This window comes from Pedobacter sp. KBW06 (genome assembly GCF_003852525.1).
Classification (GTDB): domain Bacteria; phylum Bacteroidota; class Bacteroidia; order Sphingobacteriales; family Sphingobacteriaceae; genus Pedobacter.
Genome location: NZ_QAJL01000003.1, coordinates 707189 through 722714 on the forward strand (window position 1 = coordinate 707189; position 15526 = coordinate 722714).

General features: G+C 43.8%; 13 protein-coding genes. 2 read left to right on the forward strand and 11 right to left on the reverse strand.

From position 1 onward, the window contains the following. Window positions 1–72: 72 nt before the first annotated feature. Complete coding sequence (locus DBR43_RS17805; RefSeq protein WP_124583210.1) at window positions 73–765, reverse strand: uracil-DNA glycosylase family protein; 693 nt, start codon at window positions 763–765, stop codon at window positions 73–75. A gap of 149 nt (window positions 766–914) precedes the next feature. Next, window positions 915–2348 carry a chromosomal replication initiator protein DnaA gene (dnaA, locus tag DBR43_RS17810; protein ID WP_124583212.1) on the reverse strand — a complete coding sequence of 478 codons (1434 nt, stop codon included), beginning with the start codon at window positions 2346–2348 and terminating at the stop codon, window positions 915–917. Between the two features lie 280 nt (window positions 2349–2628). Here dnaA and DBR43_RS17815 point away from each other — a divergent pair, with 280 nt between their 5' ends. Beyond that, the gene (locus DBR43_RS17815) at window positions 2629–3366 is read left to right on the forward strand and encodes an AcvB/VirJ family lysyl-phosphatidylglycerol hydrolase (protein ID WP_124583214.1); all 738 of its coding nucleotides are present in this window, start codon (window positions 2629–2631) and stop codon (window positions 3364–3366) included. A 28-nt stretch (window positions 3367–3394) separates the two neighbouring features. Next, window positions 3395–5308, forward strand: coding sequence for an ATP-dependent RecD-like DNA helicase (locus tag DBR43_RS17820; protein ID WP_124583216.1), 1914 nt, complete (start codon window positions 3395–3397; stop codon window positions 5306–5308). On the opposite strand, the gene DBR43_RS17825 is transcribed toward DBR43_RS17820, so the two are convergent. The 9 genes from DBR43_RS17825 to DBR43_RS17865 all read right to left on the reverse strand — a co-directional run bounded on the left by DBR43_RS17825 (window position 5309) and on the right by DBR43_RS17865 (window position 15337). After that, window positions 5309–7750 carry an ABC transporter permease gene (locus DBR43_RS17825; protein ID WP_124583218.1) on the reverse strand — a complete coding sequence of 814 codons (2442 nt, stop codon included), beginning with the start codon at window positions 7748–7750 and terminating at the stop codon, window positions 5309–5311. A gap of 157 nt (window positions 7751–7907) precedes the next feature. After that, complete coding sequence (locus DBR43_RS17830; protein ID WP_124583220.1) at window positions 7908–9164, reverse strand: MFS transporter; 1257 nt, start codon at window positions 9162–9164, stop codon at window positions 7908–7910. 14 nt (window positions 9165–9178) lie between these two features. After that, complete coding sequence (locus DBR43_RS17835; RefSeq protein ID WP_124583222.1) at window positions 9179–9403, reverse strand: hypothetical protein; 225 nt, start codon at window positions 9401–9403, stop codon at window positions 9179–9181. 18 nt (window positions 9404–9421) lie between these two features. After that, complete coding sequence (locus DBR43_RS17840; RefSeq protein WP_124583224.1) at window positions 9422–10012, reverse strand: TetR/AcrR family transcriptional regulator; 591 nt, start codon at window positions 10010–10012, stop codon at window positions 9422–9424. Between the two features lie 131 nt (window positions 10013–10143). Further along, window positions 10144–10572, reverse strand: coding sequence for a DUF417 family protein (locus tag DBR43_RS17845; protein ID WP_124583226.1), 429 nt, complete (start codon window positions 10570–10572; stop codon window positions 10144–10146). A 70-nt stretch (window positions 10573–10642) separates the two neighbouring features. Continuing rightward, window positions 10643–10834 (reverse strand): hypothetical protein, encoded by a 192-nt coding sequence (locus DBR43_RS17850; protein WP_074603959.1) that lies wholly within the window; start codon window positions 10832–10834, stop codon window positions 10643–10645. A 63-nt stretch (window positions 10835–10897) separates the two neighbouring features. Further along, complete coding sequence (locus DBR43_RS17855; RefSeq protein WP_124583228.1) at window positions 10898–13324, reverse strand: ABC transporter permease; 2427 nt, start codon at window positions 13322–13324, stop codon at window positions 10898–10900. A 1-nt stretch (window position 13325) separates the two neighbouring features. Continuing rightward, the gene (locus tag DBR43_RS17860; RefSeq protein WP_124583230.1) at window positions 13326–14003 is read right to left on the reverse strand and encodes an ABC transporter ATP-binding protein; all 678 of its coding nucleotides are present in this window, start codon (window positions 14001–14003) and stop codon (window positions 13326–13328) included. Window positions 14004–14080: 77 nt separating this feature from the next. Further along, a complete protein-coding gene (locus DBR43_RS17865; RefSeq protein WP_124583232.1) occupies window positions 14081–15337 on the reverse strand; it encodes an efflux RND transporter periplasmic adaptor subunit in 1257 nt (418 codons plus the stop codon). Window positions 15338–15526 lie beyond the last annotated feature (189 nt).

Below are 15526 nucleotides of genomic sequence, written 5' to 3' on the forward strand. Positions count from 1 at the left end.
AAGCTCGTCCGGGATCATCACATTCTTTAGTTGACTCATATGTCTAATATATCAACATTCAGGTACCCTTGGTTATTTTTCCCTGAAAGCCTGAAGATATTTGTCAATATATTCCTGCTTCAGCTTAGATTTATACTGCATAATGTATCGCGGGTGTTCCAGGGCAACAATTTTCTTAAAAAACTGATGGGCCTCATTTAGCTTTCTGAAAAAGGCTTCATTTTTCCCTGTTCCAAAACAAAAGCAAACATCTGTTTCAAAGCCCATCGCGATTTGCGTCTGAATGTTCTTCAGGATAAAAGGATAAACTGCTTTCAACAAAGCCTTGTTGTCGTAATAGTTGTAATTGGTCTCCTTGCCATTCTCTCCCATAATGGTAAAGCCTAAAGGGCAGATGGAATGAATATAAAACTGCTGATAGAATTCTTCTACCCCACCAAAAGCCTTGATCATGTCGTAAATGTATTCGGAAGAAGGCTCATGGGTCATGGGCCCGGGAAAGTCAATCTGACAATTCGCCACCAGCCGCTTAGGGTCGGTAAAGGAAATCCCGGTAAGCCCTGAACCAAAACGTCCGGGATTGATTCCCAGAATCAGGTGCCTGGGTAACTCATCATTATAATATTTACGGTAAAACGTAGTAGAAGATTGTAAGGCAACAGGGCTTTCTTTAAAGGGGTTCATGATTCTGATTCCCTCCGGCAATGTTCCGCTAAACTCCAGATTTTCGTTAAATGAGATGATCCTTTCGGCAAATGTAGACATACACTAAATATAGAAATTCTGCCGGTAAAAAGATGGGATACCACAGAACCTCTGCTGAGAGGCAATAAAGAAAGAGCTGAGCAACAACGAAAAAGAGGCAATTTCCGATCTGAAAATTGCCTCTTTTTTATATTTATTCTGATGAGTGCTTAGCTCATTTTCAGTTTCTTCTCAATGTCATTTACATAAGCTCTGAACGTCTTATCTGTCTGGATCAGATCTTCTACCGTCTGACAAGCATAAATCACTGTAGAGTGATCTCTACCTCCAAAAAATGCACCGATCGTTTTCAATGAAGATTTGGTCATCCCTTTAGACAAATACATCGAGATCTGACGGGCCTGAACGATTTCCCTTTTACGGGTAGGCGCTTTTAATAAATGTACCGGAACCTCGAAGTAATCGCAAACCAGTTTCTGGATATAATCCATGGAAACTTCTTTACTTGTGTTTTTAATGAAGTTTTTAAGCATTGATTTAGCCAATTGCAAATCAATTTCTTTTTTGTTCATTGTTGACTGTGCCAACAGGGAAACCATTGCACCTTCCAGCTCACGAACGTTGTTGTCAATGTTGTTGGCTACGTATTCCACTACCTCATCGGGAAGGTCGATTCCATCAGCATACATTTTCTTTCTAAGGATCGCAATTCTTGTTTCCAGTTCAGGGATCTGAAGATCCGCAGAAAGTCCCCATTTGAAACGGCTCAGCAAACGCTCTTCCAGACCGGTAAGGTCTTTCGGCGACTTATCTGAAGTAATGATGATCTGCTTGCCTGATTGGTGTAAATGGTTAAAGATGTGGAAGAAAATATCCTGTGTTTTTTCTTTACCGGCGAAGTTGTGAATATCATCCATGATGATGACGTCCATGGCCTGGTAGAAATTCACGAAATCATTGATCGTATTGTTTTTCAAGGATTCCACAAACTGCTGACAGAACTTTTCGCAGGAAAGGTAGATCACCAGCTTATCAGGTAGGTTCTGACGGATTTCATTTCCGATCGCCTGTGCAAGGTGAGTTTTGCCAAGACCTGAAGCTCCATAGATCATTAGCGGGTTAAAGGAGGTGGCTCCTGGTTTTGCAGATACCGCATGTCCTGCCGAACGGGCAAGGCGGTTACAGTCACCCTCAACAAAAGTATCAAAGGTATAGTTCGAATTCAGTTGTGGGTCTACATTCATCTTCTTCAATCCCGGGATCACAAATGGGTTCTTAATATCTCTGTTTACATTTACCGGAACAGGCATTGACTGTTTCCTGTTCGTGGAAGACATGCTTCCGTTTGATGGCATATTAGTGGTGTACGGTAAAGCCCCATTGGTAGACTTATCCACCACAATATTATACTCCAGTCTTCCTTCTGCGCCAAGCTGCTGCTTAACGGTTTTGCGCAATAACGCTACATAGTGTTCCTCAAGCCATTCATAAAAGAATAAACTAGGTACCTGTACGGTTAAAACGCTTCCATCCAGTTTAAGGGCAGATATCGGTTCGAACCAGGTCTTGTAACTCTGGGCCGGGATATTATCCTTTATGATTTGGAGACAGTTATTCCATACTTGAGTACAAGTGTTTTGCATAGTTCTTCTTTAATTTTTACGGTTTATAATAATTAAAACTGCGGATGGGCCCGTCGTTTTGGGAGTGCGAAGATCATAAAATTTACCAACATTCGGATGGAAAATCTCACCTTTTTCGTAACTCGCTCATTCCTAAAATCATACGGACTGGATAACTTTTGCTTGCTGTGGATAACTCAAAAAATGTGGAATTCGTCAGCGGGAGTTCGGGCGTTTTTTTCGTAATTTACATTTTTAATTTGAGATCAGCAGCAGCAAAAAAATAATCGGCAAAAAGAGAATGGGTCACTGGAAAATTGGTATCGTAATGGTTATGGTCGTTTTATTTTCCGGTTGCGGAATATTTCTCCGGAATAGAAAAATAAACCATACCGGACTCGAGCGATATGACTACGACCTCCCCATCATCCTCTACCCTTCTGCCGATCCCGCCTCAAAAAAACTGATCTTCATTCTTTCCGGCGACGGCGGCTGGCTGGATTTCGAAGATGAGCTCGCCCGGCAGTTTTCAGAAAAAGGTTTCCATACGGTAGGCTTCAATTCCAGAAACTACTTCTGGACACAAAGAACACCACAGGAACTGAGCAAAGACATCCTGCTCCTCCTCAGAACATACAGAAGAAAATACAAGACATCCGAAATTTACCTTTGCGGGTATTCCTTCGGCGCTGATGTAATCCCCTTTATTTACAACCGCCTTCCTTTCCGTGCCAAAAGAAGGGTAATGTCCCTGCAATTGCTTTCCCCCTTTGCCAGCAGCGCCTTTAAAGTCCATACCGCAGACCTGCTCAATCTCGCAGGAGACGATAAGGCATACAAGGTGATCCCCGAAGTGGAAAAGATCAGTATCCCCATCTTTTGTTATTACGGAACGGAGGAAAACCCTAAACCCCTGAATGAGCTGAAGCTGAAAAATTTCAAAATTAACCTCCTTCCCGGCGACCACCATTATGAATTCCCTGCCAGTCAAACAATTGTGTCGGAATGTGGGAAATCATTGCCACAACATCCTTATTGATTAGAAAATTTAGGCTAAATTTGCAGATATGAGTACTGCGGACCCTTCTAATGAAATTTTTGATAAAGTCATATCTTTTATTGAATATACCAATCAAAGCATCTTCCTGACCGGAAAAGCCGGAACAGGAAAAACCACTTTACTTAGAAAAATCAAAGAAACGACCGCAAAGAAGACCGTTATCGTTGCCCCGACAGGAGTAGCAGCGATGAATGCCAAAGGTGTAACGATCAACTCGCTGTTCCAGCTTCCTCCAGGTTCCTTTTTCCCGGGGGATGTTAACCTGGCAAACTTAAAGGCCGGTGTGGTCTCCATCAAAACCCTGCTCACGGAACTCAATTATTCCAGAGAAAGAAAAAGCCTGCTGACAGAACTGGAACTGATGATCATCGATGAGGTATCCATGGTCCGCTGTGATGTGATCGATGCGGTAGACGCCATCCTGAGGATGGTCAGAAAAAATGATGCCCCTTTTGGTGGCGTACAACTCCTGCTCATTGGTGATCTATTTCAGCTGCCGCCGGTCACCAAAAGAGAAGACTGGGACTTATTAAGTAAAATATACCCCTCCCCTTATTTCTTTGAAGCCAGCGTAGTGAAACAACACCCTTTGCTGCAGGTAGAACTTAAAAAGGTATTCAGACAAACAGAACCTGAATTTGTAGACATCCTGAACGACATCAGGAACAACCAGATCGGTGATGCAAGGCTGGCCATCCTGAACCAGCGCTTTGATCCTGACTTTAAACAGGCAGAAGGATCGAACCACATTATCATTACTTCTCATAATGCAGAAGCCAATGCGGTAAACAATGAGAAACTGGATGAACTGGAAGGTCAGGACTATATTTTCGAAGGACAGGTAGACGGAACGCTCAACATTCAAACCCTGCCGGTAGAACAGTCCCTGCGACTAAAAATCGGTGCTCAGGTGATGTTCATTAAAAACGATACCGGAGAAAACAGAAAGTTTTATAACGGGAAAATCGGAAAAGTAAAATCCATCGCAGGCGAAGAAATCTACGTTTCTTTCCCTGATGAGGAAGACCTGCTTTTAGAAAGGGCTTCCTGGCAGTCATTTGAATATAAGGCCAATGAAAACCAGGCCATCGTTCAGCAGCAGGTGGGCGAGTTTTACCAGTTCCCGATCAAGCTGGCCTGGGCAGTAACGATCCATAAAAGTCAGGGTTTAACCTTTGACAGTGCCATTATCGATGCCGGAAACTCTTTTGTTTCAGGACAGGTCTATGTGGCTTTAAGCAGGGTCCGCACCTTAAACGGACTGATCCTCCGTTCCAAAATCAATAAGGAAAGCCTGCGCTCCAACATAGAAGTATTAAACTACATGAATACCGGTAAGGAGGATGAACTGAACGAATTGCTGTCTGTATCACAGGAAAGATATATCATTTATCTGTTCAGCAATCTGTTTTCTTTCCAGGAGGTCATCGAGTCTTTAAGTACGGTTACATCAGACCATGAAATCATGAAGTCTAACGATGCCGAGCTCCGGTCAATGATCGGGAACCTCAACAGGTCGGAAGAGGCGCTTCAGGACCTTTCTTTACGCTTCCAGTCTCAGCTTCGTCAGTTACAGAAAGACAACGGCTTAAAGGAACATAAAGCCATTCATGCAAGAATTGAAGCGGCCTTCAATTACTTTGCAAAAGAGATCAGCCTGCAGGTCATCAATCCCCTGAATAAACAGATCCGCAGCAAACCCAAGAGTAAATCCGATCAGCAACTGGTCCGCTTGTTCCAGCAGCATCGTTTATCAGCAGATAACAAACTGTATAAAATGCGCACTGCGACAGAAATTGCTGCAGAAGCCAGCAATTGGGAAGATCCGCATTTACTGATGAAAAAATTGAATGAACTGCTGAAAAAGAAAATGAGTACGCCCGCAGCTGCTCAAAATGCAACTACGATCCAGCTATTTTAATTATTCATATTTCAGGGCATCCACAGGATTACTCATTGCCGCTTTATAGGCTTGCCAGCTTACCGTAAACACGGTGAGCAGGAGCGAGAACAATCCGGTCAGCACAAACAACAGGACAGGTACCTCTATGCGGTAGGCGAAACCATTCAGCCATTTGTTCATCAGGATATAAGCAATCAGGAAGGCGATCAGGTTGGCCACCGCAACCAAGCCCACAAACTCTTTGTTCAGGAGCTTTAAAATCCCGGTAGTAGAAGCCCCAAGGACCCTTCTGACGGCAATTTCACGGGTTCTGACCTTGGCATTGTAAGTCGCCAAAGCAAAGAGCCCAAGTAAGGCAATGCAAAGTGTAGCGATGCTAAACACCTGCATCATTACCCCCTGACGCTGATAGTCTTCCATATTTTTAGCAAAAGACTCGTCAAGCCAGTTTGACCTGATTGGTAAGCCAGGTTCGATCTTTGCCCATTCTTCGGTGATCTTTTTCAGAGTTTCCTGAGGATTTTCCGAATGGATACTTAACAAGAGGTTTCCATATTGATACCAGCGCGGGCTTACAATAAAATGTGATGGTTTGACTTCAGTCTCAAAGCCCCGGTCATTAAAATCTTTTACTACCCCAACAATCCGGTAATTTTCCCCTCCCCTTTCATAAACAGTTCCCAGAGGATTCCTGATGCCCAGTTCTTTTACCAGGGATTCATTGACCACGACTGCTACATTTGTGGTATCTGCCTGAAAATTCGCATTGGAGAATGCCCTGCCACTCTTTAAAGAAATACCAAGGGTTTCAAAATAGTCCAGACCCACATAATAATCCTGTACCATCAGACTTTGCCCCCGGTAATTCAAATCCCCTGAACTTCCTCCGTTACCCCAGGGAGAACGGCTGGAAAGGGACACTTGTTTTACCCCTTCAATACTTTTCAGTCTTTGCCGGATTTGTTCAAATTTATCTGCAGGCATCTCTTTAATCTGGTCTGTCTGTACCCTGACAGACAAAACCTGAGCCCTTTGCAAGCCAACATCCTTATTCCGCATGAACTTCAGCTGACTATACATCACCGCAAAACAAATGATAAATGTACAGGTAATCACAAACTGGCTCACCACCAGAACTTTTCTGATGAGGATGCCCCTTGCACTGCGGTCGAAATTTCCTTTTAAGACCTTAACGGGTAAAAACCCGGAAAAATAAACAGCGGGATATAAACCGGCACAAAGGGTCACCAGAATAAAGACAAGGCCTACCTGGAATGACAGGCTCAATATGTTCCCCGCACCAAAAAAGCTGAGCCGGGTACCCAATAAACCATTAAAATAAGGAAGAAATAATTCTACAAGGGTCAGTCCGAGTAAAAAAGCACAGGTGGTCTGTAAAAAAGTCTCGAACAGAAACTGAACCACTAGCATGTTCTTTTCTACACCTAATACTTTCTTCACCCCAATCTCACGGGCACGTTTCCCTGCATGGGCAATGGCCAGATTGGTGAAATTGATACAGGCGATCACGAGCAAAAATATAGCCAGTGCCGACAAAACATACATCATGGTGGTTTTGCTTTTCCCATAAAAAACAGAACTTGTATAAACGCTGCCGACCGGCTCATAGATCAGCTCTGTTTTACTGTCCCTTCCTTCATTCAGAATTGCCTGTGCTTCGGCTATAGTGAGTAATCCTTTGGTATTTATGACCTTATTTGCATTCCTGGCAGACCAGCGCGCCTTGGCATCCATAAATAAACGGGTAAGTTTAGGAAGCGCGATATTTGGATCCACCCCTTCTTTTAACCTGATGTAAGCGTTATAGCTGAAATTGCCCCAGTGTTCTTCTTTCGGCATAGACATGGGGGTAATGACATCCGCCCAGAAATGAGTATGGTTCTTTTCATTGTCCCAAACCCCGGTAATGGTATGGACTTCTTTCTTTAAACCCAATTTTATGGTCTTCCCCAGTACCTGTTCAGTTCCAAATAACAGCAATGCAGTTTTCTTATTGACGATTACATTCTTAGGCTCGTTGAGTGCCGTATGGATGTCTCCCTGAAGGTAAGTAAAAGGAAAAGTCCGAAAAAAGGTACTGTCCGCCTGCCTCACATTAAGGTCATAATAAAACTGCCGGTTATGTTCAATGACTTCATCCCCCCAATTAGTAATACTTGCGCTCTCGACGTCCGGGGATTTCTCCCGGATCAGGGCAATAAAGCTGGCAGGCATGGTTTCCCACCATTCATCTGCCGCACCCACGCGAAAATGAACCCCAACTTTATAGACATTCTTCAATTTTGGAGACCATTTATCATAACCTGTTTCATAATTCAGGTACAATAAGATCAGGATAAAACCGGCAAGGCCTAAAGACAATCCGGCAATATTAATAAACGAAGCACTTCTGTTTTTCCAGATATTACGGAAGGCAATCTTTAAATTGAGTTTGAACATCGGTGAGGTATTTATGGGTAAAACTTGTTCAGCAGTCCTTTTAAAACCATTTCAATGCCAAATCTTTAAACGCTTCGTAAATCCATTACCAAGCGGGTAGCTTATAAAAAAGCGTTCAATATCGAACATTCATTGTTCCATATTGAACGCTTTCAATTTAGCCTGCCTGTTCTTTCTTTTTAACCAATACACTCACTCTGTACACGAAAATGCCACAAATTAAAACCATGACAGAAACGACCAGACCAAGGGTATCATAATGTTGAAGCGGACTGCTTTTTGTTTCCTGAGTAACGATCAATCCGGCACATAAAGCGGCTATTCCGCCTGCTACCTGCTGTAAAGAAGCGTTCACGCTCATAAAAGCACCTCTGTCTTTCATGTCCGGAATGCTCATCGTTAATGTAGTTGCCGGAATCATCCTGCTCATGATGCCCATAAAAAGGATCATGTTCAATACCACTACTTCCCAAAGCGGAACGGGGCTCAGGTTGGTGTAGATCAGGATCAGCACCACGGCAAGAACCGATCCGGCAGAAAAGATCATAAACTTATCTACTTTATCGCTCAGCTTACCAATCAGGGGCATCATAATGATAGAGGCAACACCGGTCAGCATGAACACCATTGGCAATTCTGTCTGGGTAATTTTAATGTTATTGATCAGGTAGGCGCTTCCAAAGGGCATGAGCATAAACCCGCCTACACTTAGAAAAGCAGTAGCCAGAAAGCCGGTTTGATAAGAGCGGTTAGAAACGGCATGCCAGAGGTGTAAAAAGGCATTTTTGTCAGACTGAACAGCAAGGTGCTGGTCAATTGGTTTCACCTTAATCAGAATCGTCAGGCCGATCAGAATGGCCAGGCCTACAATCATGAAGAAGGCCGCATGCCATCCCCAGATATTGGCCAGATAAAGTCCTACCGGAATTCCCAGAATCTGACTGGCTGCAAAAGCCATTTGCACAAAGCCCATGACACGGCCACGTTGATGAACCGCAAAAAGATCGGTTACGATGGTCATCGAGATCGCCCCGATTACCCCACCGAATAAACCCGTTACAATTCTTGCACCAAGCAACATTTCATAAGTCGTAGACATGGCACAGCATAAAGTACCGATAATGAATCCCGTGTAAAAGAACAACAGGAGTTGTTTACGGTCAAATTTATCTGCAAAACCCGCTGCAAGGATTCCCGATGCACCGGCGCTAAATGCATAAGCAGAAACCACCAGGCCGAAACCTTTTGGCGTGATGGACAATGATTTCATTAGAAAATCGCCCAGAGGTGCCAGTACCATAAAGTCGAGCACAATGGTAAACTGGAGGAAGGCCAGCAGGGCGATCACCAGCTTTTGGTAGCCCGAAAAAGGGGCTGCTATATTAATATTGGGATTAGGGAGTGTTTGTTCCATTAGAATAATTTTAATTAAGTTAATTCTTCGCACTGGTATCCGTTATGGACCACCAGGTCGATGACATCATGTAGCTTCAACTGGGAGGAGACGATCCTCAGGACACAGTCGATATCGTCCTGGTCTACGGTCCAATTGGCAATTTTATATTCCTGCATTACTTTTGCAATCAGCTGCTTATCTCCTTCTGTACGGATGTCCGTCTTGAAGAGCAGGATATCGTTCATATTCAGTTCCATAGGTACCTGGGTTTTAAGTTATTTTTTTAAAGCTTTTAATACCAGATCAAAGGTTCCCCAAAGGATTTCGTCTGTTAAGACAAATGGTCTGCCGCCCATGCTTCGTCCTTCATTGTGAAACCGGATCAGGTTGTACAAAGGGGCAAAAGCTACAGACCAGTAGGTTTCCAAAGGCATGGCTTCGATCTCTCCTCTTTTTACGGCATTGTGCATGAATCTGCCTAAAGTGGCTTTAAAGGTTTCAATCAGGCGTTCAAAAATCTTTTCCTGATAGGTGGAGGTGCGCAGCTGTTCCATCATCTGTACAGATAAAGGATTTTCCAGCATGCAATTTGCCCGGTTTTTCCATTGCTGCCGCAAGCCAATGGCAAAAGGGGCTTCGGGGTCGAAATCTTCCAGCATCATGGCGCTCATTCTTTCCGTTTCTTCCATCCCAACCTGCAGGATCAGGTCGTCCTTGTCTTTGTAATAAATGTAAAGTGTAGCTACCGAAATACCGCATTCTTTGGCTAATTTACCCATGGTAAAACCCTCAAAACCGACCTTAACGAGCAACTCGATCGCCTTTTCCTTCACCAACTCTACTTTATTTACATCTCTGATACGCATCGCTTTATAATTGAATGTTCAAATATAAATGAATATTCATTTACTTATAACTTATTTGTATAAATATTTTTTTTTACCGCATAAAAAAAGCCAACGTGAATGACGTTGGCCCTTTCTTTCAGCTGAACAGTTTAAGCATTCCGGAGACTGTGGTCCAGTACCTGTAATGATACCCCCAACAGGGTCAGGTCTTTCAGGATGAAGAAATCTGTAATTGGGACCCCTTCCACCGTACGCCATACCCCTGGTGTGGTAAACAGGAAAGAAAGTGTGGTCAGAAAGATCAGGACAGACAGTATGCCTCCGATTTTCCCAAGGTTTTTATTCCGGAAAGAACCAATCAGCAATAGTCCGGTCAGGATTTCAAAGACGCCGATAAAATTAGATACCCCCTGAAGAGAAGTAATGTTTAGCATCCAGCTCATCAGGAAACTATGTTCTACGAGCCCTTTAATCGCATTTGCTTCCGCATGGGTAAATTTAAAGATCCCGATCCAAATCAGGACAAGGGCAGTTCCGATGACACTAAGGCCGTAGCCAAATTTTGAATAATTTTTCATTTGTAAAGATTTGTTTACCTCCTTGTCGGAGGTAAACTGAAATCCTTACAATAAATCTTAAAATTTCTTTTTATCCTTTGATCGCATCTTCCAGACTGGAGCCATCCTTGGTCAGCACCTGGAAATGATTTTCTTTAGCCAGGGCTAACAAATGACTGATAAAATCAGTCGCATTGGGATAAACACTTTTGTCGAACTTTAAAATTGTTTCAATCTTATTTACGGCATTAACGTACTCATCGTTGACTTCTTTCTGGTTCATAACTATTTTTTTACAGGTGAGAATTATATCCTACAATATACAAATTCAGCTGTTAAATTCCTGTTATTCATTTCTTAAGCTTTTCACAGGGTTCTCCAAAGCGTTCTTTACCGTTTGAATGCTCACCGTAATTCCGGTAACGAGCACCGTGAGCAGTCCGGCAAGGATAAAGATCCACCATTCTATCTCTGTGCGATAAGGGAAATTCTCCAGCCAGTTGTGCATGATCCACCAGGATAAAGGCGTTCCAATCAGAATGGCCAGTCCAACCCAGCGGATAAATTCCATATTGATCAGTTTCAAAATCTGCCATGGCTTGGCACCGGAGATCTTACGGATGGCGATTTCCTTGGTCCTCCTCAGCAACATCAGACTGGCTATCCCCAGAATCCCCAGACAAACAATAAAGATCGTCAGCCAGGTGAAGATCATGATGATCAGTCCGTAAGTCACATCGTCCTTATACTGGCGGTTAAAAAACTCATCCAGGAAGAAGGAATCAAATGAAGAATCCGGGAAAACACTTTTATATTCCTGCTCCAGCATTCCTGCGATGGCTTTGGCATTGCCACCCTGAATTTTCACCGATACATATTTGAAATCCAGCATATTCCATGGGCTAAACATCAGGAAGATGACCGGCCGGAAGTTTTCTTTCAGCGAGAGGTGGTGGTAATCTTTGAGCACACCAACCACCTGATATTTCTTGTTCCCCTGCCCTTCCAGGTTGATAAAACCACCCACAGCCTCTTCTTCGTTTTTAAATCCAAAAAGCTTCATGGCGCTTTGGGTCAGGATCAGGGAATTGTCTTTATCCGCAGCAAAACTTTTTGAGAAATTCCTGCCTTTGACAATTTTCAATTGATAGGCATCAATAAAATCATAATCTACTCGGAACATTTCCGTCAGCACCGATACCTTTTCCGGATCATTGTCCCGCTGGTTGGCAATAAAGAAATCCACCATTTCTCCCGGAACGGCGCTCGACCTGCTCACCGACTTGACGCCTCCGATGGTTTTCATTTTTTCCGTGATCATTTCCAGTTTCGCTTCATAATCATCGGTCTTGGCCGGGGTTTTAAAGATCAGGGTTTGTGTAACATCCGCCCCCAGGTCTTTCCCCTGCATATAATCCATCTGTCTTCTGATGGTCACCGTAGAGACCACCAGTACAATTGCCGCGGTAAACTGGAAAATGATCAGCCCATGGCGCAGGCCTTTGCCCATGCCAACACGGAAAGACATCCTGTTCTTCAAGACTACGGCAATCTTTATTTTCCTCAGCACGAGGATCGGAACTGCACCTGTAATCAGTGTGCTCAGCAGGAAAATCAGAACCAGCAGGCCCCACACCAATGGGCGCTGCCAGAACTGACTGAACATTGGGGAATAATATAAATGCGTTAAAAAGGGAAGCGCAATGACCATCAGGATCAGAAAAATCGAAACTGCGAGGAAATTGAGGATGAAGGATTCGATAAAGAACTGCACCATCATGTGTTTCATCTTACTGCCCACCAGTTTCCTCAGCCCGATCTCTCCGGCGCGTTCAATGGATTTGGAAGTCATGATATTGATGAAATTGACCCATCCTACAATCAGGATGATCAGGGCAAAGACAAAGATAAAACGAACGTTCTGCTTGCTTCCTTTCACCTCAAATTCCATCGGTTTTAAAGGGTTCAGGTGAATATCCGCCAGGGGTACCATATGAATTTCCCAGCTTTTGTCCCTCATCGCATCTTCCGTCTTGAACTTTTCTGCCAGGGCCGGAAATTTCTTTTCAATCGTCCGGGCATCCGCTTCGCTATCCGTTTTCACATAGGTATAAGCGGAATGTGTATACCAGAAATCTCTTTCAAACTGGCTGGTACTGGCATAGGAAATGATCATGTCCAGCTTCAGGTGAGACTGAGGTGGAAAATCTTCAAAAACACCCGTCACGGCACAATGGTATACTATTTTACGCGTGGTTACATCCAGTACTTTTCCTATCGGATCTGCATCTCCAAAGTATTTTTTTGCAGAGGAGGCCGAAATGGCAATGGTATTGGGCTCCTGCAAGACTTTTTGAGGATCTCCTTTTAATAAGGGAAAGGAAAAGAAGGTAAAGAAATTACTGTCTGCAATCACCACCATTGGCTCCCGGTAAATCTTATCCTGATAGCGAACGATCCGTTCATTGTCTTTAAAGTTGACCCTTGTGATGGCTTTTACCTCCGAAAATTCTGCTTTCATTGCTCCGGCATAACCGAAAGAACTCGTTGCCCAGGAATCGGCTACCGTACCATTCAGGGTGAAATAAGATTCTGCCCGGTATATCCGGTCGCTGTTCTTATGGAAATCATCATAATGGCTTTCAAAATCCACATAGTTCATCAGGATCACAAATGCGCCCATAGAGATCACCAAACCGATCAGACTGATCAGGGTGTAAAATATGTTTTTCCGAAGGTTCCGGATGGCAATTTTTATATAGTGCTTGATCATCTTATGCCAATATATTTTCTGTAACCACTTGTCCGTCCAGCATCCTGATGATCCGGTGACTGTATTTCGCGTCGTGCTCCGAATGGGTCACCATGATGATCGTTGTTCCCTGCGCATTCAGGTCGGTCATGAGCTGCATCACCTCATTGCCATTTACCGAGTCGAGGTTTCCCGTCGGCTCATCGGCCAGGATCAGCTTGGGTTCGTTAACCACGGCACGTGCCACGGCTACCCTTTGCTGTTGTCCGCCCGACAATTGCTGGGGAAAATGGTTTCTCCTGTGCATCAGCTGCATTCGTTCTAAAACTTCGTCTACCCGCTTTTTTCTTTCTTTCTCTTTCAGTTTGGTATAAATCAAGGGCAGCTCTACATTTTCAAATACGGTGAGCTCATCAATCAGGTTGAAACTCTGGAATACAAAACCGATGTTTTCTGTCCGCAGGTCCGAGCGTTTATAGTCGCTAAATTTTGCCACCTCCGTGCCGTTAAAGAGGAAACTTCCTCCATCCAGGTCGTCGAGCAGACCGAGAATATTCAACAGCGTGGATTTTCCGCAACCGGATGGTCCCATTACGGCTACAAACTCTCCTTTTTTTACTTCAAATGAAAGGTCATTTAAAGCAGTGGTTTCCAGCTCCTCAGAGCGATAGATCTTTTTAAGTTCAGTTATTTTAATCACGGTTCAGCTTTCTTTGTGTGGTTAGGTTGCTTATGCAATTTTATATTTTTTTAACTCAGTTTATTCATTTCCTTTGATTAATCTCCATTCAGCACCAGTTCCTGCATCTCCCCATAGGCTTCATATCCGGAAATAATCACCCTATCACCGGAAACAAGTCCCGATTTCAGCTCATAAAATTCAGGGTTCTGCCGGCCGATCCTGAGGTCGGTACGCTGTGCAGTCTTTCCATCCTTACTCAGTTTGAAGATCCAGTTTCCTCCTGTTTTCTGGTAAAAACCTCCCCGGGGAAGCAGCAATGCGTTCGTCGCATCACTCAAAGCAAGTCGTACCTGCAGGTTTTGCCCTCTTCTAATGCCTTCCGGCGTTTCGCCAACGAATTCCAGATCCACCTGGAACTTTCCCTGAAGCACCTGTGTAAAAATCTTCTTCACCTTTAACATGGTCTTTTTGTTGTTGAAACTAAATTCTGCCTGTAAACCCGGAAAGATTCTGGAGATGTAATGTTCATCAATCTCTGCACGAACTTTAAATCCGCTGATCACATCGATCTGTCCCAGCCTTTCCCCTTTATTTTTATTCTGACCAATCTCTGCATCCAGGGAAGTCAGCTGTCCCGATACCGGTGCCCTTACCGTCAGGTCTTCCACTTTCTTACGCATCACCGCCAAAGCATTTTGTGTACGCTGGAAAGACTGCGCACTCTGGTAGAGCTCCTGTTTGGTCAGTGTGGAATCCTGTTTCAGGATCTGTGCGGTGAGTTTTTTCTTTTTTACCTGGTAATTGTAGGCAATCTGACTTTGTTTAAATTCCTGAGCGGCAATCATCTTTTGGTCGAACAGCTTTTTGTTCAACAGGTAAGTCCTTTCCGCTTCCTCCCAGGAGCTCTCCACATCTGCCATCTGGTTTAATTTTCCGATGGTATTCTGTTGTGCTGCATTTCTGGAGATCTGCATTTGGGTGAGCAGGTTAAATACTGCTGTCTCCTGGTTCGCCAGGCTCAGCTCAAGGTCTGTATTGGACAACCTTAAAATTGCTTCTCCTTTTTTCAGGAAAGCCCCGTCTTCGACAAATTTCTCTTCCAGCCTCCCTCCTTCTGCTGCATCCAGGTAAATGGAAGTGATGGGCATCACCACGCCATTCACCGGAATGAACTCCTGAAAAGGGCCTTTCCTGACGTCGGCAATCACCAGGTTGGAAAACTCCACTTTTACCCGGCTTTTACCTGAGCCCAACAGGTATCCGGAAGCCATTAATCCGACGATCAGCACCGCTCCTCCAAGGAGGGCGATCCGCTTAAAACTCCAACGCTTTTTGTGTACAACTGTATCCAAGATCTTATAAATTTAAAAAGGGAATTATCCTGATTTATTACTTCATAAAAGCCATACCAACAAAATAAAACACTATAAAACAAGAAGTTAAATAAAAAACCAGCATAATTAGCCGTTCGCATCCGAACAATTGCTGTTCGGTTTCGGTACAGTAGTTTTCCTTCTTTTTTCAAAAAATAACGTTGCTAA